Source organism: Vibrio sp. McD22-P3, from assembly GCF_021568915.1.
Classification (GTDB): Bacteria; Pseudomonadota; Gammaproteobacteria; order Enterobacterales; family Vibrionaceae; genus Vibrio; species Vibrio mediterranei.
Window position 1 is genome coordinate 1 of the sequence record NZ_JAKGTN010000010.1, and the last position, 20,053, is coordinate 20,053.

A 20,053-nucleotide genomic window follows, 5' to 3' on the forward strand; every position below is an offset into this window, starting at 1 on the left:
AAAGCTTTCATTATCTGTGCGTTTTTAAGGTTTAACGCGTGTTGGATACGACGTAAAATTTCGTTGTTAGTCACTAGGGATTCCTAAAATGAGTTCTAAAGGTGAATAAAAATCCATCAATTACATGCGATCTGTGGGTGTCTTTATTCAATAGCGTGTTTGACGGTGACTCTAACAGAGAACACGTTTCTTCGGTAGGTTAAAAAATGGAAATAAGACGGCCTATTCGAACTAGTTGGCTAAGTTGGTAAGAGCCCATTTTCATAGACACTATGCTGATTAGAAGAAGTTGGTCAAACCACCTCACAGTGATTTGTGAGGTTGATGTTACTGGCAAGGAATAGGGTAATAATAAGCTAGCCTCGTCACTCAGTTTGTGAAGTGGACCATACGATTCAGTGAGCGCTGTCAGTAGATTCCTGCCTTCGCAGGAATGACAGGGTTTGAGTTTGGGTATTTTTCTTTGGAAATTTGCTCACCCTGAAATGAGCAGGGGAGTCGAAGAGTTACAGTGACGGATGTTGTAAATGTCAGCGTATTAATGAGTGATCACTCAAGATTTGACAGTTTGTGTTGGCGAAATGACCAGACTTGGCTAGCTTCATAGAGTGACTACACTAACGACAAGGAGAATGCGATGGATTGTAGCTCGCTTGCGGTTTGCATGAATATTAACGGAACGGATTTGACGTTAGCATGGGGACCTAACAAAACTAAACAGCAGTGTCTTGACGAATACCACAGTATAACGGCCGACCTTAATGCTAAAACCTATACGCTCAACCTGAAAGATCATGCTGGCTCAACGCTGGTTAAACCGATTTCACACCGAAAAGCCTCTGAGTTAATGGACGAGTGGGGTGATATACAAAACAACTTGAACCAAGATCTAGATATCCACTGGTAGCGGCTCGAATAGAAACTTCTATGCCCTTGTTTGGATTTGACCAAACAAGGGCTTTTACATTAATGATTTGTACAACTGCCGCTATTATCTCACGATGGGCTGTTTAAACTGTAGCTCCACCAAACGCTTATATAGTTCGCAATTTTCTAGCAACGAATGATGATCGCCAATATCGACCAAACGACCATGGTCTAACACCGCAATTTGGTCTGCGTGCTGAATGGTTGAAAGACGGTGCGCGATGATGATAGTGGTTCTTCCGACCATTAACTCTTCTAATGCTTGTTGTACATGATGTTCACTCTCGCTATCGAGGGCGCTTGTGGCTTCATCAAGCAGAAGGATTTTTGGATCTTTGAGGATAGCGCGCGCAATAGCGATGCGTTGGCGTTGCCCTCCAGAAAGTCGCACGCCCCTTTCTCCTAAGAAGCTGTGGTAGCCATCTGGCAACTGCATGATGAAATCATGGGCATGGGCTTTTTTCGCCGCTTCAATCACTTGCTCATCGGTCGCTTCTGGATTGCCGTAACGGATATTGTGAAAGACGTCGTGACTAAACAAAGCGGGTTGTTGTGGAACTAGGGCCATTTGCTTGCGAAGTTCGTGAGGGTCAAACTCTCGAATATCGACGTTACCTAATTTCACTTGTCCGGCTTGGGGATCGTAGAAACGCTGCAAAAGCTCAAATACCGTTGTTTTACCTGCTCCAGACGGCCCAACGAGTGCAAGTACTTTACCTTCGTCTGCTTTGAGGGTTAACTGTTCAGTGGCAGATTGAGAAGGTCGGGAAGGGTAGTGGAAGGTTACATCGTCAAACGTAACTTCAGATCGTAGCGTATTGGTTGCATTGAAGATGCTTTCAGGTGCCTTGATATGGCTGTCAACTTGCAGGATTTCGACCAAGCGCTCGGTTGCGCCTGCAGCGCGTTGCAGCTCACCTAAGACTTCTGAAATGGTCGCTAAAGAAGAAGCCACCATAATTGCGTAGAAAACAAAAGCACCAAGGTCACCGGCTGACATGGTGCCGTGGATCACGTCGCTGCCCCCAACCCAAAGCATGCCAGCAATAGCAGTAAAAACAATAACGATAACGCCAGAAATCAAGATAGCGCGCTGCTTAACGCGCCTACGTCCAATGTCATAAGCTCGTTCTACTTCCTCAGCAAAAGCCGCACGCTCTTGCGCCTCAAAACTGTAACTTTGGACCGTTTTGATATGTTCAATCGCTTCACCTGCGTAGCTGCCTACGTCCGCCATAGAGTCTTGGCTTTGACGTGAGAGTGCTCTTACACGACGCCCGTAGAACAAGATGGGAATCAAAATAAACGGAACCGATGCTAACACAATGAGCGTCAACTTAATGTTGGTGGCAAACAGCATGATAATCGCACCAATACACATAAGCGCACTGCGCATTGCCATAGAAAAAGAAGAACCAATGATACTTTGCAATAGCGTCGTATCCGTGGTGATTCGAGACATGATATCGCCACTGCCGTTGGTCTCAAAATAACTCGGATGCAGGGTAATGATGTGATTGAATACCGCGAGGCGAATATCTGCGCTGACGCGTTCACCAACAGAAGAAACTAAATAGAATCTAAAAAAGGTGCCAATGGAAATGCACACAGTGACCAACATGATAAATTGAATCGCATTACCCAAGTCTTGCAGTGATTGCTGAGCAAAGCCTTGGTCAATTAAGATTCGAACCCCATGACCAACAGACAGAGTGAGGCCTGCGGTGAAGATGAGTGCTACCAGAGCGGCAAATACTTTGGCTTGGTAAGGGCGAATGAAGTTAACCAGTTCTAATAGAATACCTAAGTTTTTGCTCTTAGCTCTGGATTGATCTTGTTGTTGCATTGATGTGCCTAATCGTTCGCTTTATTACTTAAGGTTATGGGGGTGGATTAACAAATAGCAACACTATTGCCTATTTCTGATCCCAAAAGCGTGAGCTTGAATAGCCAGAAAATGAATTTTCATGAAATATTTCAACCTAAGTCAATGATTAATATAAGTTAAATTATGCAAATTATAGAAAAGTTTCATGAGTGAGAAGGTTTCTGTGCAACGCTTTTTAGTTTTAACAAATAGGCAACCCATTGCCGATCCAATGTGGTTTTAGTCACGTTTATAAACCGAATTCCTCGCTAGTATCCTTGAAAAACAACGATAACGAACTTCGCCTACACAGTTCATAAACAAGGATAGATAGATGAAAAAAACGCTGCTTCTTACTTCTGCAATTGCTGCATCAATGGTTATCCCCGCTCACGCTGAAGAATCGTCTTCCATGCCAAACTTGAAGATTCTCAATGAATTCTCAACTGGCTGGGTGCGTAACTTTAACCCTTGGTTTGGTGGTCGTTCAGACTTTGCTTATGAATCGCTATACATCTTCGATATCTTAGACTCGAAAAACGTCCATCCTTGGCTCGCAACAGGCTATGAACTGAGCGATGATTTGACGGTACTGACTGTTGATCTTCGTGAGGGTGTTCTTTGGTCTGATGGGAAACCGTTCACGGCTGATGATGTTGTGTTTACTTACGAGTATCCGAAAGCACATCCAGAGATCGATACCGGCGGTGTCAGCGGTAAAGTTGACAAAGTCGAGAAGGTTAATGACCTACAAGTTAAAATCTATCTAAAAGAACCGAATGCGTTTGCAGCGCGCGATGTTCTTGGTGAAACGGTTCGTATCGTCCCTAAACATATTTGGGAAGGTAATGATTCGCCAGCCCAAAGCACGAATGATAACCCAGTGGGCACGGGCCCATTCACAGAAATCCAGCGTTTTACACCACAAGTTTATGTTCAGTGTCGTAACCCAAATTATTGGAATAAAGACCTCAAAATTGACTGTTTAGAGTTCCCGCAATTCTCAAGTAACGATGCAGCGCTAGAGATGCTTTCAAAAGGAATCGTGGACTGGGCAGGTATCTTTATTCCTGATATCGAGCGTACGTTTGTTTCTAAACATCCAAATAACAAGTACTGGTTCCCATCAAACGATGGTGTTCGAATCACCTTCAACTATAAAACAGAGAATGAAGGCGCAAATAAAGCCTTCCATGATGTGAACTTCCGTAAAGCGGTAAGCCTATCAATGGACCGTGAAGCCATGATGATGATTGGTTCTTATGGTTACGTTGTCGGTGGAAACCCAGCAACAAACTTACCAAAAGGTATGTGGAATTGGCGTGACGAACAAGCCGACAAAACTTGGGCTGAAGTGAACCAGTACGACATTAACAAAGCTAAGCAGTTATTAGCAGACGGCGGTTACAAAGATACTAATGGAGACGGTTTTGTTGAGAACCCAGATGGCAGCAAGTTAACCTTTAAGATCCAGGTACCAAGTGGTTGGAGTGATTGGGTAAACAACACTTCTATTGCGGTAGAAGGTCTGCGCATGGCAGGTATCGATGCAACGGTAATTACTCCAGAAGCTAATGCGTATGCGAAAAACTGGGAAACAGCGAACTTCGATGCCACATTCGGTGCAGGTTCGATGCAATCTTCAGTATGGAAGTTCTACGATTTCACTATGGGTTCTGAATACGTACAAAGCCCAGTGTGGTGGTCTACTACCGTTAGTAACTATGTTGACCCACAACTTGACCAGTGGATCTCAGAGCTAGGTTTGACTAAAGACGAAGATCAACAGAAGAAAATTGCGGCTAACGTAGAACGTTACTTTGCCGAAAATGTGATTCAAATTCCTCTTTACTACAACGGTATCTGGTACGCATATAACGACTCTCGCTTCGAAGGTTGGGCTAATGAAGATAATCAAATTGGTCACCCTGCACCTTGGAATGGCATGAGCCGTCTTGTTCACCTAATGAACCTAAAACCGAAAGGTTAATCCAGTTTAGCGTGGTCTCTTGAGCGAGGGAGGCTGCGTTTTTTTCTCTCACTTCTCTTACTTGTCGGCTCCCCATAAGGGGGAGCTGAGGGGAAAGTCTAATTGGAATTTAGGTTATGAGATATTTATTAAGCCGATTTGGCTTCTATTTGCTGGCCTTTGTCGCCGCAGTAACCATTAACTTTTTCTTGCCAAGATTGATGCCTGGTGACCCAATTCAATCATTTTTGGGGCGTCTTGCACAAAATGGTGGGCAAATTACACCAGAGACCATCGCTTCTCTTGAAGCTCTTTATGGTTATTCCACCAATACTCCACTGTTTCAACAGTTTTTAACTTACCTACAAAGCATCATGACGGGTGAGTGGGGAACATCGACACGTTTCTTCCAACCTGTATTTGATGTTCTTGGCCGTGGCATGTTGTGGACGTTGTTGTTGGTTGGTTCTTACCTTGTCGTGTCTTATACCATCACAACGTTGCTTGGTATTTGGGTGGCTTGGAAGCGAGGCACGTGGGTCGATTCTGTCATCACTGTGGGTTCGGTAGTGATATCGTCGATTCCCGCCGTAGTAATGGCTCTACTTATGTACTTTATCTTTGCATCAGATCTCGGCTGGTTTCCGACAAGTTATGCTTACGACCCATCGCTCGATCCTGCAATGAGTTTTGAATTTGTCAGCAGTGTGGCTTATCACTTGGCACTGCCATTGCTCAGCATGGTACTGCTTGGAATGGGCAACGTTATGGGCATGCGTTCCAACATGATCAACCAGCTTGGTGAAGACTTTATTGTCATGGGCTGGGCTAAAGGTGTGAAAGACAAAAAGGTGATGCTGCAATACGGTGCGCGTAACGCAGTGCTACCAATGATCACTACATTTGCCATGTCGGTTGGTGCCATCTTTGCGGGCTCGCTGATTATCGAAATCATATTCAATTACCCGGGATTAGGACAGGTCATGTTCCAAGCCATGCTTGCGCGTGATTACCCGTTGATTCAAGGCTACCTGCTTATCATGACCATCATGGTATTGGGCGCTAACTTTATCGCAGATTTACTGCTGTTCGTGCTTGACCCACGTCTTCGCACTGAGTTGGGTTAAAGGAGTTAAGAGCATGAAATACTTTAAAATGGCTAAACAATTTTTCTTGGATAACCCCAAAGCTGCGGTTGGGATCTTCTTAGTCGCAACAGTGGTGTTGATGTGTGTTTTTGCACCGCTGCTTACCGATGTATTGCCGGGAGCTCGCGTTGGTCGACCACACCAAGCACCAAACCCAGACAATATTCTAGGTACGACGCGTATGGGGCGTGATGTCTGGTCTCAGCTTCTTTATGGTGGACGCGTTTCGCTTATGGTTGGCTTCGTCGCTGGAACGTTTGTGATTGTAATGGCGATGGTGATCGGTATCGCTTCCGGTTACTTCGGTGGTGTGATTGATAACGTATTATCATTCTTTACTAACCTAGTAATGGTTATTCCAAGCCTACCTTTAATGCTGGTATTGGCTGCGTTCTTGGACCAAGTATCGCCTCTGGTTATCGCGATAATAATTGGTGCGACGTCATGGCCGTGGGGAGCTCGCGTGCTACGTGCTCAGACCTTAGCGATTCGAAATAAGGACTTTGTCCACGCCGCTGAAGTGATGGGTGAAACCAAACCGAGAATGCTGTTTGCTGAAATTATGCCAAATATGATGTCGATTCTGGCGAGTAGTTTTATTGGTACGGTCATCTACGCCATTATGACGCAAGCGACCTTAGAGTTTATTGGGTTGGGTGACCCTCTTGCAGTGACGTGGGGCGGTATGTTGTACAACGCCGACCAAACTTCTGCGATACGTATTGGTGCGTGGTGGGAAATTATGGCCCCTTCTGTTGCGTTAGCGTCGGTCGCCATTGGTCTAGCGCTTATCAACTTCTCGATTGATGAAATATCAAACCCGAAACTGAAAGCTCAACGAATCATGGCCCGTTATCGTCGTGAAGAGAAGAAAGCAGCGAAACAAGCTGCGAAGCAACAGCGCTTAGAAATGGAGAGTGCCAATGGTTAATTTCACACATACAGAAACGTCTAAGTTGGTGGATGTCCGAAATCTCTGCGTCGACTACGTGACTTTTGATGGCAAAGTTCGTGCAGTGAATAACGTCAGCTTTCACATTAACCGTGGCGAGATTTTAGGGCTAGCGGGCGAGTCAGGTTGCGGTAAGTCAACTATTGCTTACTCGCTAATGCGTTTGCACAGACCGCCTGCATTGATCTCTGAAGGTGAAATCCTATTCGAAGGTCAAGATGTACTGAAAATGGACGACGATGAGTTAAGAAACTTCCGCTGGAAGGATACGTCGATGGTTTTCCAAAGCGCAATGAACTGTTTAAACCCAGTGAAAACCATTGAATATCAGTTCTTTGATATTTTCGATGCTCATGGTTTGGTATCTAGCCGAGAGGAATCCATTGAGAAAGCGAAAGAGTTGCTCCGTATCGTAGATATTCCAACAGAGCGTCTGTTTGACTACCCACACCAGTTTTCTGGTGGTATGAGACAACGAGTTGTCATTGCTATGGCGTTAGCTCTAAATCCAAAGCTACTTATTATGGATGAACCTACTACTGCACTTGATGTGGTGGTACAACGCGAAATCCTGCAAAAAGTGTATGAGCTTAAAGAGCGTTTTGGTTTCTCTATTTTGTTTATTACCCATGACCTCAGTTTGATGGTGGAGCTATGTGACCGTATTGGCATCATGTACTCAGGTCAACTGGTGGAGCTCGCACCATCGAAGATCATTTTGCAGCAACCAAACCATCCTTATGCCCATGGCTTAGGTGACTCATTCCCGACATTGAAAGGCGAGTTACAAGAGATGAAAGGAATTCCAGGTTCTCCTCTCGATCTAAAAAATGTGCCTTCAGGCTGTCGTTTTGCGCCTCGCTGTTTTAAAGCCACTGCACAGTGTCGAACACAAGAACCTAATTTGGTCAGTTTAGGAGAGTCGCGTTGGGTGGCTTGTCATACTCCACTACAACTTGAAGCCGAAGGAGTGGCGTAATTATGAATGCAAGAAGTCCTCATATTGACCAAGCGGCATTGGATGCAAAGCATCCGGTTATTTTGGAAGCCAAAGACCTTTGCATCGATTTTCGTAAAAAAGGTGACTCAATTTTCTCACCAAAGCAGTACTTACGTGCTGTTAATGGACTCAATTTCCAACTACGTGAAGCGCGTTGTGTAGCAGTGGTTGGGGAGTCTGGGTGTGGCAAAAGTACCAGTGCAAAAATAGCGACTAAGATTCACAAGGCCACCGAAGGTGGTATCTATTATCACGGTACCAACATTGATGAGTTTACGTCCGGAGAAGAGCTAGATGCTTATCGACGCGATGTACAGATGGTATTTCAAGACCCGTTCAGTTCGTTAAACCCACTGCATACGATTCGCTATCACTTGATGCGTCCAATGCAGATTTACCACGGATTAAAACCGGGTAAAGAAATGGAATATCGCCTAATAAAAATCCTTACTCAAGTGGGCTTAACACCGCCGCAAGAAGTGTTGGATAAGTTTCCGCATCAATTGTCAGGCGGTCAACGTCAGCGTGTTTTCTTGGCAAAAACATTGGCTATAGGTGCGAAAGTGATTCTGGCGGATGAGCCAACGTCAATGTTGGATGTCTCGATTCGAATTGGTGTGCTTAACTTAATGAATCGCATGAAGCATGAGATGGGCAAGTCATTTATGTATATCACCCATGATATTGCTACGGCACGCTATTTTGCAGAAGACACCATAGTGTTGTACTGCGGTCATATGGTCGAGTGGGGAGACACAGAGCAAATCACGCAAAACCCACAACACCCGTATACCCAGTTATTGCTTGCGGCGGTGCCGGATCCGAGCCGCAGCATTCACGAGAAACTACCAACGCACCGCTCGATGGAAACACCAATGTGGTCACCTGAAAAGAAAGGTTGCCCGTACGCAGGGCGTTGCCCACAGGCGAAAGCGGAATGTTCGCAGTATTTGCCTGAACCGGTAGAAATTTCAGCTAATCACTTTACTCGTTGTCATTTATTCACATAGTTTTGTATTTAGGAATTCAAGATGTCTTATCAAACACCTTACTTTAAAGAATGGCCACAAATTAAATCTGCAATCGCTAAAGACGCTGCAATAGAAAACGAAGTCGCAAGCATTGTGGCTCAGATGACTACCGAAGAGAAACTGGGTCAGATGATTCAGCCGGATCTTCGCGGTGTAAGCCCAGAAGAGGCTAAGCAATACAAGCTAGGCTCAATATTGAATGGCGGCGGAGCATGGCCAAACGAGAACAAGCACTCTAGCGCTCAAGATTGGAGCGACAAAGCGGATGAGTTCTGGCATGCCATTGAAGAAGCCTATGCTGACAGACCATTCCGTATTCCATTTATGTGGGCGACTGATGCAGTGCATGGTCACAACAATGTATTTAGCGCGACAGTCTTCCCGCACAACATTGGTTTAGGCGCAGCACGCGACCCTGAGTTGATTCAACGAATTGGCAAAATTACGGCGGTTGAAGTTGCAGCAACAGGATTAGACTGGACCTTTGCTCCAACAGTAGCAACGCCACGTGATTTACGTTGGGGACGTGTTTACGAGGGTTACTCTGAAGATCCTGAAATCACCTTCGCTTATGCCGCTAAAATGGTCACTGGCCTTCAAGGTACGGCGGATGATCTGAAAGGTGAGCATCATGTGATTTCTAACGTGAAACACTGGGTTGGAGATGGCGGTACGCTTACTGGGGTAGACAGAGGTAAAAATGGCTACTCAGAAGATCTACTCAGAAATATCCATGCAATGGGCTATTTCAGCGGTCTAGAGGCCGGTGCTCAAGTAGTCATGTCTTCATTCAATACATGGGAAAATGAAGCGAACTATGACCACAATCCCGAAGTAGGTGAGCGCTATAACTATAAGATTCATGGTAGTAAATACCTTCTAAATGATGTGCTCAAAGTCAAAATGGGCTTCGATGGCCTTATTGTCACTGATTGGCACGGGCATGCAGAAGTCAGCAAATGTACCGACGGTGATGCAACGTATGCGATTAATGCAGGTAATGATGTGTTAATGGTTCCGGTGCATGAGCACTGGATAGCGGTGTACCACAAAGCGCTAGAAGACATTAAGTCAGGTGTAATCCCAATGGAGCGTATCGACGATGCGGTTACTCGTATTCTCCGCGTCAAAATGCGTGCTGGTTTATGGGATAAGCCTTCACCGAAAAAGAGAGCGCTAGCAGGCAAGCAATCTTTATTGGGTGCGCCAGAGCATCGAGAAGTAGCACGAGAAGCGGTACGCAAATCTTTGGTGTTATTAAAAAACAAAGATCAGTTATTACCTCTGAATCCAAATCAAAAAGTATTGCTTACGGGTAGTGCTGCAGACGACCTACAAAAGCAGTCTGGTGGTTGGAACTTAACGTGGCAGGGTGATGAGAATACACTTGATGATTTCCCGGGAGCAACGACGTTCAAAATGGCTCTTGTCAGTGAACTGGGTTGTGACAATGTCACTTACGATCCGCAACTAGAGTCGACTATTCAAGCAGGCGATGTTGCAATTGTAGTCATTGGTGAAGATCCTTACGCTGAAATGATGGGTGATATCAAGGCCTGGCAAACACTTGAGTTTGGCAAGCTTAAACGTAGCTACAAGGCTGATGTAGAGAAAATTCACAAGTTACACAAGCTGGGTGCTAAAGTGATTACCGTATTCTACAGCGGTCGTCCTTTGTACTTAAATGAAGAGATAGCTAAGTCGAATGCCTTTGTCGCTGCTTGGCTTCCAGGAAGTGAAGGTGAGGGCATCACAGATGTGTTGATTGCTGACGCTCAAGGTAACGCTCGTTATGACTTCCAAGGTAAGCTGTCATACAGTTGGCCAAATAAAAAACGAAGTGCAACGGTCAGTCGTATTCCGCCACATATTCCAGATTATCAGGTGCCTGAGTTGGAGCAATCTCCATTGAGTGAGCACGCTCCGTTATTTGAATACGGCTACGGACTCAACTATTCAGATACGCTTCAACAGGCCGACCTTGACCAGATCGAGTTGGATGAGGCTGGTACTCAGGGTGAAGGTGTCGCCGATAGTGCTACAGAGATATACGGTATCAAATCGACAATTGGTGATTTCCAACTGAAAGTCGCCGATTTTGTTCATTGGATCGGCAGCGACGTATCGCGCAACAATCCTATGTCTCTGAGAACGATAGATACCAAACCGTATAACTATCAGCAGCAGCAAGATGCGGTAGAGTTGACGTTCAAAGGTGGGTTTGCGGCTGCGTACATCCAAACTGGTGATGGTGGTATTGAGAACTTGTCAGGTTATAACTCTGCCAAGGGAATGCTGAGTTTTGAGGTCAAGGTTTCTAAAGCACCTAAGCAGCCAGTTTATTTGTCTCTGCAAAAGTGGACGAAGAATAAGCTGCCGGATGACGTGGCAAAAATTGATATTGCCGATAAGCTGCAGTCCATTGACGAGTTTGTGACTATTGATATTCCGGTCTCACTTTTTGTTGCTCAAGATGTGGACCTCGCATTTTTGGATACGCCGTTCATGCTATTTAGTGAAGGACAGTTCAAAACGGTACTCGCTAATATCCGTTGGCATAATGACTAACAAGTGACGTTCAAATTGTTTAATCAAAGGCTCCTAAATAAGGAGCCTTTTTTGTTTGTGTAACGGATGCACTAGTTAGAGGTATCCGCTTTAATATCATTACTCCAAAAATCGGCAAGAAAATCTATAAACTGTCGAACGATAGGTAATTGGTAACTCCTTGAGAGATATACTGCCCAAAGTGTACTGGTTGGAATAGCGTAGTCTTTTAGAATTGGGGTAAGTGAACCCGATTCGATTAGCGGATTTGCCAAGTCACAAGGCAGTAAGACGATTCCCTTATCTCTTTGCGCTGCTTTTACTAATACGCCTAGATCATTTGCCTTTATGTTTCCACTAACGTTAACTGACACTGTCTCACCACCTTTGACTCCCTCCCAAGAAGTACGCTCCAAATGGAGAAAGCAGTTGTGATTGCTAAGATCGTCAAACCGCGTTGGCTCGCCATGTTTTTCGATATAGTTTTTTGAGGCACATATCAGTGAGTCGATAGACATGAGTTTACGAGCAATAAGATTGTCTGCTGGTTTGTTGGTATAACGAAGTGCGATGTCGATACGCTCGTCAACTAATTCAGCAAAACTGTCCGAGGCAAAAAGCTGAATAACAACGTTGGGGTGCTGTTCTGTGAACTGCTCAACAGCATCCAGTAAGATGTTTTGTGTTAAGCCAATAGGCGCCGCAACACGAACCGTACCGGAGAGATAAGGGGTTTGTGGCTGAGATGAGAGTTCTAACTGTGACGTTTCGTGCAAAATGCTTTCACATCGCGTCAGTGCTTGTTCACCGGCTGTCGTTAGACTGACTTTGCGTGTGGTCCGGTGAAGCAACCGCTGCTCCAACCACTGTTCTACTTCGTTAACGTGACGAGAAACTTGTAAGCGACTTAAACCAAGGTGTTCGGCTGCCTTAGTGAAACTGGCACAGTGAGCTACCTCGACAAAACTGCGCATCGCTGTAAGTCTATCCATCATCGGCTCCTGTTAGATATGAAGCTTATTAGTAACTCAATTAGATACAAACTGCATCAATTTTGTGAATTTATCTCGAAAAAAGGTTCTATTAGACTGTCAACGTCATCAAGAAAACACCAAACAAGACGGAGAGATAATTATGAAAGTAGCAGTAGTAGGCGCAACAGGTTGGATTGGTAGTCATATTTTAAACGAAGCTAAACAGCGTGGTCATGAAGTTGTAGCACTGGTTAGAGAAGTGAATCGAGTTGAAGATCCAGATATTGAAGCTAGAGCGTTTGACCTCACAGCGCCTATCGGTGAGATGGTCGACTCAATATCCGGTGTCGATGCCGTGATTGCTTCCATAGGCGGACGCGCGAAAGGTAACCACGACATTGTGAAACAGGCAGCTAAAAAGCTACTCACGTCGGTCTCGGAAGCGAAAATAGGGCGTTTGCTGTGGGTAGGTGGTGCTGGCTCTCTGGAAGTTGCACCGGGAGTGACTTTGATTTCAACGCCAGAGTTCCCTGAAGAATATAAAGCTGAAGCCATCGCACAGGGGGAAGCGCTTGATGTGTTCAAACAAACAGCCAACGGCGTGAATTGGACATTTGTATCACCAGCTGCGGAGATTTTTCCGGGAGAAACGCTATCAAAATACCGTACTGGTGGTGAACAGTTATTGCTTGATGAACAAGGCAACAGCCGAATTTCAGTAAGCGACTACGCTAAGGCTATGATTGATGAGTTAGAGTCTAATCAACACCCAAACCAGCGAATTGGCGTGGCTTATTAGTAATCTGATATTTATTAACCCGGTGATTTGGCCAAAGATGACAAACCATCTTTGGCCCTGTTTTCAGTGTTACTGCCATTGATTATCAGCAAATTGATGTTGTTGTAATAGTTCAATAAGAGCGTTTAGTACCGGGCCATTAGTACGACTGCGTGACACAAGACAACCAACCGTCGTCACCCAGCCACTTTTTTCATGAGCCACAGGTAGCGCAACCATTCTCCCTTCAGCCATAGGCTTCTTAACTAACATTTCAGGTAAGTTAGACCATCCCAATCCTTCTGAGACCATATCAACGAGCGTCTTGTGGTCGTTTGCGTACCAAATATTAGAGCTAATACCGTAGGTAAACCATAGCTCTTGTTTTTCAACACTTCGGTGGACACATTGCCGAAAATGCTTTAAGTCGGAGTCCTTGACCACTGGCAATCGTGTGAGTTCGTGGTTTGGAGCGACAACGGTTAAGAAACGAGCTTGACCGAGGATGAAAATATCCATGTCTACTTTTAACTCACCGTCGGCATAAACAATACCTATCTGTGCTTTGTCTTGCCGAATGAGTTCTTCGATATCAAACGTTGAGGCGCAGATAAGCTCGAAGTTAGTAATAGGGAACTGAGCCGCCAATGGGGACAATAGTTTAATAAACTCCTGACTCATCAAGCTATCGTCGACAGCGATGGTCAGTTCGTGTTCTGAGTCATTGGAAAGAGCTTCGATCTTTTGGTCGAAGTATTTTTGCTGATGCAATATAGAGCGAGCAATAGGAAGAAGTGCTTTGCCATTTTCGGTGAGCTCGGGTGTGTTTTTTTCTCGACTAAATAAGGTTTGATCAATGGCGATCTCCAAATTAGAAATGGCTTGGCTTACCCCTGATTGGGCTCTTTTAAGCTTACGCGCTGCGGCGGAAAATGAACCGTGCTCGCAAACCGCTACAAACACTTTAAGCTGCTCAAAACTGTACATTGTGATACCCCAAAAAGTCGAAATGCCAATTTAGGCTATCACGATGTGTGATGGTTGTTAACTTTCTATATTGCTGAGAATACCGATAATCACCGCATACGATGTCCCCAAACAAAAAATAGTGAGGAATTTATAATGGGAATAGTAGAGCGTGTCTTTCACTCAGTGCTTTTTGAAGCGTTGGCAGTGACGTTTTCAGTTATCGGATTAGCGTTGTTTACCAACCATGATGTTGCTGCATTATCAGGAACTATGATAGTTATTGCCACCATGGCGATGTGTTGGAATTATCTATTTAACATGATGTTTGACTCTTTTGTTCAAGGGGAAAAGACACTGCGTTCTTTGAAGACGAGGGTAGTTCATGTTGTTCTTTTTGAAGCAGGTCTATTGCTGGCTACTATTCCTGCAATGGCTTACTTACTTAACGTTTCTTTACTAGAGGCGTTTGTGATGGATATTGGTGTCACGATTTTTATTACCATCTACGCTTTCTTGTTCAACCTGATCTATGACTATGCTCGTGTTTGGATAGTTACCAGCCGTATAGAAATGGCGAAATAACCTATGAAGACAAGACAGAGTGAACTTTAAAAACGCTCTGTCTGAAAACACGGATAGTCTGCACGAAAGTTGACCTGTGTAGCTCTAATCATGTGATGTTGGTTCAAAAATGTGGAGCGTCTACCAAATTTAAACTTTTGGCTTAAAAAAAGGGATATCGTCGAAGCAATATCGCTAACTAGGGTTTAGACTCTATTATTCGATATTCAACGTTATGCACTTTTTTTACGATTTATGCTTGAACTTATATTGTCAGCACATCAAGGTTCCTCCGAAGAATTACTAGGCTTATCCGAAGTCTTTGATGCGGTGGATGCTTATATCTTCATTAAAGACAATAAAGGGAAGTACCAGTATGTGAATCGTAAAGTACTCGACAACTTTGATGTCACAATGAAAGGGATAAAAGGCAAAACGGATTGGCACCTGTTCAACTTCAGTGTTGCTAAAAAAATGCGTATCAATGACAAAAAGGTGATTGCAACTAAGAAGCCGACGCAGCAAAAAATCCCCTTCAATATCGATAATCAGGAGTTGTACCACTTAACGGTTTCGTCACCCATTATCAAGAACGGCAAAGTGCTTGGAGTTATTGGGTTTGCTGTTGATGTCTCAAAGGATATGGAAGAACGTCAGACCTTGCTAGAAGAAGCTAACACTGATGGCCTTACCGGATGTTTCAATCGACGTTACCTGCATTTAGCCTTAGAACAGCAAAAACAAAACTTCGCTCAGAGCCAAACGCCAAGTTCACTGCTTATTATTGATGTAGATCGTTTTAAACCAATTAATGATAAATATGGTCACTCCATAGGAGATAGAGTATTAATTGACGTCGTTAAGGTTATTAAACGCTTCACACGTGAAGAAGATATGCTGTGCCGATATGGCGGTGATGAGTTTGTACTTTTGTTGCCGGGCAGCAATATCGATCAAGCCTATGCATTAGCGGGGCGTTTGTCCGAAAAAATAGATAAGTTAACCTTTAAGAGCAGCGGGGGTAAGTCGTTCAATGTTTCTTGCTCCATCGGGGTAGCGACTCATACGGTCGACGATGCGAACATCATTGAGCTGGCTGATAAAGCTTTGTATGTCTCGAAGAAAGGCTGCTCAGAAAAAGTACATATGCATTGTCCTGAAACTCAACAAATCCTTCATTGTCACTATTGTGATGCAGAAGTGAGCGCCTAGCTCCAACTGTTGCAAAGATTAACCGTTTATTAGCACGCTAGAGCCTTCCTCCCCTTGAAAACCCCGTGAAATACAGCTATTTATATCAGTATAAATACGTTTAAGCATCAAGATGATGATAAAAAGAGAAAGGACGTTTCAACTCGGCCTTTCTCTATTTTGGGGAGAAAGGAATGGCGCTATTGAAGAGAGCAGCAATGGCTGTGGGAGTTGGTTTATTCACGAGTAGCGTATGGGCTGCCAATGTAATAGAGACGACAACCTTGGTGGGTTTTGGAACCGCAAAATACCCCGCAGACTTTAAACACTTCGATTATGTCAATCCTGACGCACCCAAATACGGAAAAGTAACCTACGGCCAAAACGGCACGTTTGATAACTTCAACCGATACGCCTCTCGCGGACAACCTGCTGCCGCTACTGGTAACCTCTACGATACGCTTATGTTCTCTCCAAGCGATGAGATCGATGCATTTTATCCTCTGATTGCTGAGAAAGTGCGTTACTCAGACGATTACTCGTGGCTTGAAGTCGATATAAATCCCAAAGCGAAATTTAATGATGGTGTTCCTATTACCGCCAAAGACGTTGAGTTTACTTATGCCAAGTTTGTAAAAGAGGGGGTACCGCAATTTCGTGCGTACTATAAAGACGTTAAAAGCGTAAAAGCAATTTCTGATCTCACTGTGCGTATAGAAATGTCGGTTCCAAATAAGGAAAAGTTATTCAGTTTAGCGCAAAGTACTCGTGTACTGCCTGAACACTACTGGAAAGATAAGAACTTTTCTGAGCCGCTAAATGAACCGCCTGTTGGCAGTGGTGCTTATAAGATCGTCGATTATAAGATGGGACAATCTCTAACTTACCAACTCGATGAAAACTATTGGGCAAAAGATCTTCCGGTGAATGTCGGACGCAATAACTTCAAAACGATTCAGTACGATTACTATCGTGATGACACGGTTATGTTAGAAGCATTCAAAGCAGGGGAGTTTGATTTTAGAGAAGAGTCCAGTGCTAAGTTTTGGGCTAGTTCCTATAACGGTGTGAATTTTGATAAAGGATATATCAAGAAAGAAGAGATTGAGCACCACAAACCAATGGCTACTCAGGCATTTGTGTTTAACACGGAGCGTCCTGTATTTAGCGACCCCAAAGTACGCGAAGCTCTAAACTACGCCATGGATTTTGAGTGGATGAACAAAAATATGTTCTATAACCAGTACACTCGAACTCGTAGTTATTTCCAAAACACCGACTATGAAGCAAAGGGTCTACCATCTGAAGCAGAACTTGAGGTCTTAAATAAATATAAAGGTAAGATCCCAGAGCGCGTCTTCACCGATGAATATAATCCACCAGTCACCGACGGGTCAGGTCGCATCAGACCACAAATGCGAAAGGCCTTTGCACTGCTAAAAGAAGCCGGCTGGCAGTTAAAGAATAAAGTCATGACTAACATGGAAACGGGTGAGCCGCTAAGCTTTGAACTATTGATTTATAGCCCAACTTCCGAACGATTCGCGATTCCGGTGCAAAAGAACATGCGTGCGATGGGTATCGATATGCGTATTCGTACTGTCGACACTACACAATACTTGAAACGTTGGCGTGATCGAGACTTTGACATGGTCTCATCTCGTTACACAGCACATCCATATCCAAGCTCTGACTTGAAGATTGTTTGGAACTCTAATTTCATCGATTCGACCTATAACCAAGCGGGCGTTAAGGATCCTGTTATTGATGATCTGACTGACTTGATTGAACAAAATCAGCAAAACCCTGAAAACTTATTAGCGTTGGGAAGGTCTTTAGATAGAGTACTTCAGTGGAACTTTTACATTATCCCTCAGTGGTATATCAAAAAATACCGTGTAGCCACTTGGGATAAATTTGAGCGCCCTGATGTCTTACCTACTTACGACTTAGGTGTCGATACTTGGTGGGTGTCTAAAGAGAAAGCTGAAAAGCTTCCTGCAAAACGTCGATAAGAGGGATAGATGGCGGCTTATATATTCCGGCGCTTGTTGCTGGTGATTCCAACACTTTGGGCAATTATAACCATTAACTTCTTCATTATTCAGATTGCACCTGGTGGGCCTGTAGAACAGGCTCTTGCTCAAATGCAAGGTCTGGAATCTGGAGTCATGGAGCGCTTTAGTGGCGGTGGGAGCGAGGTTGATCTTGATTCAAGCCCTAGTGATGAAGCAACGGGATACAAAGGTTCTCGTGGGCTGGATCCTGAAGTTGTAGAGGCAATTAAAAAGCAGTTTGGTTTTGATAAACCAATGCATGAACGCTATTTTGATATGCTCAAAAACTACGCGATGTTCAACTTTGGAGACAGTTTGTTTCGTGGCGGTAATGTCATAGATCTCATTAAAGAGCGGCTGCCAGTATCGATATCATTGGGGTTATGGAGTACCCTGATTATCTACTTGATATCGATACCATTAGGCATTCTTAAAGCGATACATCATGGATCTCGCTTCGATATTTGGTCGAGCGCCGTTGTCATTGTCGGTTATGCTATCCCGGGTTTTTTGTTCGCCATTATCCTCATCATCTTTTTTGCCAGCGGCAACTATTTCAGTTGGTTCCCATTAAGAGGTTTGGTGTCGAGCAACTTTGATCAATTGACTTGGTATCAGCAAATCGTCGACTATTTTTGGCATTTAACCTTGCCGATTCTCGCTATGGTTATTGGCGGTTTTGCTACGCTCAGTATGCTGACCAAAAACTCTTTCCTTGATGAAATTAACAAGCAATATGTGGTGACAGCTAGAGCGAAAGGGCTTGATGAAAGCAGTATTCTCTACAAGCATGTATTCCGAAATGCAATGCTGATCATCATTGCCGGTTTCCCTAGTGCTTTTATCAGCATTTTCTTCACCGGTTCTATGTTGATAGAGGTAATGTTCTCGCTTGAGGGGATAGGGTTACTCGGTTTTGAATCTACGATTCAACGTGATTACCCCGTGGTATTCAGTTCTCTCTACATTATGACGTTACTAGGTCTGATCTTGAGTATTATTTCTGACTTAACTTATACGTGGGTTGACCCTCGTATCGACTTCGAGGCGCGTTAAATGGCAATGAATCCTCTTACAAGAGCTCGTTGGCAGCGCTTTAAAGCCAATAAACGTGGGTACTGGTCAACATGGGTATTCTTCGTTCTTTTTTTCTTGAGTCTGTTTGCTGAGTTTATCGCCAACGATAAGCCGCTACTGGTGGAATACGACAACCAATGGTATTACCCAATTTTCACACAGTATGCAGAAACCAAGTTTGGTGGGGAGTTTGAAACAGAAGCTGATTATACTGACCCATATGTTATTGACCTTATTGAGGAAAAGGGCTTTATCATTTGGCCGTTAATCCGCTTTAGCTACGATACCATCAATTACGATATAGTGGCGTCAGTTCCGTCTGCACCGGATAACGTCAACTGGCTGGGTACAGATGATAAAGGTCGGGATGTGTTAGCTCGGATTATTTATGGCTTTCGAATATCTGTATTGTTCGGTTTTATCCTAACCATAGTATCCAGTGTGATTGGTGTTGCAGTGGGTGCGACACAAGGTTATTACGGCGGTTGGATAGATTTATTCGGTCAACGCTTTATTGAAGTGTGGTCTGGCATGCCGACTCTTTTCTTATTGATTATCTTATCGAGTTTTGTTGAACCAAACTTCTGGTGGCTACTGGGTATTATGGTGCTATTCAGTTGGATGAGTTTGGTTGGTGTCGTTCGGGCTGAATTTCTAAGATGCCGAAATTTCGATTACGTGAAAGCGGCTCACGCCATGGGTGTAGACGACAAGCGAATCATGCTCAGGCATATGTTACCCAACGCGATGGTGGCGTCACTGACGATGATGCCATTCATCCTCTCTGGCTCAGTGACCACGTTAACGTCGCTAGACTTCTTAGGATTTGGTTTACCCGCAGGCTCGCCGTCGCTAGGTGAATTGCTTGCGCAAGGTAAAGCTAATCTACAAGCGCCTTGGCTTGGTTTGTCGGCGTTTGCCGTTCTATCGATAATGTTAACGCTACTTGTATTTGCTGGTGAAGCGGTACGAGACGCATTTGACCCTCACCAGCAAGGTTAATAG

The 20,053-nt window shown here is 44.3% G+C and carries 16 protein-coding genes and 1 pseudogene; 13 read left to right on the top strand and 4 right to left on the bottom strand.

The window, feature by feature from the left end:
• Nucleotides 1–74, bottom strand: a pseudogene (locus L2W36_RS12900) (DUF1456 family protein); the annotation flags it as partial.
• Nucleotides 75–637: 563 nt separating this feature from the next.
• Here L2W36_RS12900 and L2W36_RS12905 point away from each other — a divergent pair.
• Nucleotides 638–907 carry a hypothetical protein gene (locus L2W36_RS12905; RefSeq protein WP_006069509.1) on the top strand — a complete coding sequence of 90 codons (270 nt, stop codon included), beginning with the start codon at nucleotides 638–640 and terminating at the stop codon, nucleotides 905–907.
• 84 nt (nucleotides 908–991) lie between these two features.
• On the opposite strand, the gene L2W36_RS12910 is transcribed toward L2W36_RS12905, so the two are convergent.
• Nucleotides 992–2,773, bottom strand: coding sequence for an ABC transporter ATP-binding protein/permease (locus tag L2W36_RS12910; RefSeq protein WP_236110210.1), 1,782 nt, complete (start codon nucleotides 2,771–2,773; stop codon nucleotides 992–994).
• A gap of 355 nt (nucleotides 2,774–3,128) precedes the next feature.
• Here L2W36_RS12910 and L2W36_RS12915 point away from each other — a divergent pair, with 355 nt between their 5' ends.
• From L2W36_RS12915 to L2W36_RS12940, 6 genes are all read left to right on the top strand, one after another.
• The gene (locus tag L2W36_RS12915; RefSeq protein ID WP_062461093.1) at nucleotides 3,129–4,784 is read left to right on the top strand and encodes an ABC transporter substrate-binding protein; all 1,656 of its coding nucleotides are present in this window, start codon (nucleotides 3,129–3,131) and stop codon (nucleotides 4,782–4,784) included.
• 116 nt (nucleotides 4,785–4,900) lie between these two features.
• Complete coding sequence (locus L2W36_RS12920; RefSeq protein WP_063606824.1) at nucleotides 4,901–5,890, top strand: ABC transporter permease; 990 nt, start codon at nucleotides 4,901–4,903, stop codon at nucleotides 5,888–5,890.
• A 13-nt stretch (nucleotides 5,891–5,903) separates the two neighbouring features.
• Complete coding sequence (locus L2W36_RS12925; protein WP_063606825.1) at nucleotides 5,904–6,842, top strand: ABC transporter permease; 939 nt, start codon at nucleotides 5,904–5,906, stop codon at nucleotides 6,840–6,842.
• Complete coding sequence (locus L2W36_RS12930; RefSeq protein WP_062461101.1) at nucleotides 6,835–7,842, top strand: ABC transporter ATP-binding protein; 1,008 nt, start codon at nucleotides 6,835–6,837, stop codon at nucleotides 7,840–7,842. Before L2W36_RS12925 ends, L2W36_RS12930 begins: the two co-directional genes overlap by 8 nt.
• Before the next feature lie 2 nt (nucleotides 7,843–7,844).
• The gene (locus L2W36_RS12935) at nucleotides 7,845–8,873 is read left to right on the top strand and encodes an ABC transporter ATP-binding protein (RefSeq protein ID WP_062461104.1); all 1,029 of its coding nucleotides are present in this window, start codon (nucleotides 7,845–7,847) and stop codon (nucleotides 8,871–8,873) included.
• 21 nt (nucleotides 8,874–8,894) lie between these two features.
• The gene (locus tag L2W36_RS12940) at nucleotides 8,895–11,462 is read left to right on the top strand and encodes a glycoside hydrolase family 3 protein (protein WP_236110211.1); all 2,568 of its coding nucleotides are present in this window, start codon (nucleotides 8,895–8,897) and stop codon (nucleotides 11,460–11,462) included.
• 71 nt (nucleotides 11,463–11,533) lie between these two features.
• Here L2W36_RS12940 and L2W36_RS12945 read toward each other — a convergent pair whose 3' ends face one another.
• Nucleotides 11,534–12,433 carry a LysR family transcriptional regulator gene (locus tag L2W36_RS12945; protein WP_236110212.1) on the bottom strand — a complete coding sequence of 300 codons (900 nt, stop codon included), beginning with the start codon at nucleotides 12,431–12,433 and terminating at the stop codon, nucleotides 11,534–11,536.
• Nucleotides 12,434–12,575: 142 nt separating this feature from the next.
• On the opposite strand from L2W36_RS12945, the gene L2W36_RS12950 reads away from it, so the two are divergent.
• Nucleotides 12,576–13,214, top strand: a complete 639-nt coding sequence (locus L2W36_RS12950; protein WP_236110213.1) for an NAD(P)-dependent oxidoreductase — start codon at nucleotides 12,576–12,578, stop codon at nucleotides 13,212–13,214.
• A 69-nt stretch (nucleotides 13,215–13,283) separates the two neighbouring features.
• Here L2W36_RS12950 and L2W36_RS12955 read toward each other — a convergent pair whose 3' ends face one another.
• Nucleotides 13,284–14,180, bottom strand: coding sequence for a LysR family transcriptional regulator (locus L2W36_RS12955; protein ID WP_171392289.1), 897 nt, complete (start codon nucleotides 14,178–14,180; stop codon nucleotides 13,284–13,286).
• 135 nt (nucleotides 14,181–14,315) lie between these two features.
• On the opposite strand from L2W36_RS12955, the gene L2W36_RS12960 reads away from it, so the two are divergent.
• The 5 genes from L2W36_RS12960 to L2W36_RS12980 all read left to right on the top strand — a co-directional run bounded on the left by L2W36_RS12960 (nucleotide 14,316) and on the right by L2W36_RS12980 (nucleotide 20,050).
• Nucleotides 14,316–14,744, top strand: coding sequence for a PACE efflux transporter (locus L2W36_RS12960; RefSeq protein WP_236110214.1), 429 nt, complete (start codon nucleotides 14,316–14,318; stop codon nucleotides 14,742–14,744).
• 234 nt (nucleotides 14,745–14,978) lie between these two features.
• Nucleotides 14,979–15,935 carry a sensor domain-containing diguanylate cyclase gene (locus L2W36_RS12965; protein ID WP_107306455.1) on the top strand — a complete coding sequence of 319 codons (957 nt, stop codon included), beginning with the start codon at nucleotides 14,979–14,981 and terminating at the stop codon, nucleotides 15,933–15,935.
• Between the two features lie 197 nt (nucleotides 15,936–16,132).
• Complete coding sequence (locus L2W36_RS12970; RefSeq protein WP_231892912.1) at nucleotides 16,133–17,929, top strand: extracellular solute-binding protein; 1,797 nt, start codon at nucleotides 16,133–16,135, stop codon at nucleotides 17,927–17,929.
• A gap of 9 nt (nucleotides 17,930–17,938) precedes the next feature.
• Complete coding sequence (locus tag L2W36_RS12975; RefSeq protein ID WP_236110215.1) at nucleotides 17,939–19,027, top strand: microcin C ABC transporter permease YejB; 1,089 nt, start codon at nucleotides 17,939–17,941, stop codon at nucleotides 19,025–19,027.
• On the top strand, nucleotides 19,028–20,050 hold the full coding sequence (locus L2W36_RS12980; protein ID WP_006069525.1) for an ABC transporter permease: 1,023 nt from the start codon (nucleotides 19,028–19,030) through the stop codon (nucleotides 20,048–20,050).
• The last annotated feature ends 3 nt before the right edge of the window (nucleotides 20,051–20,053 follow it).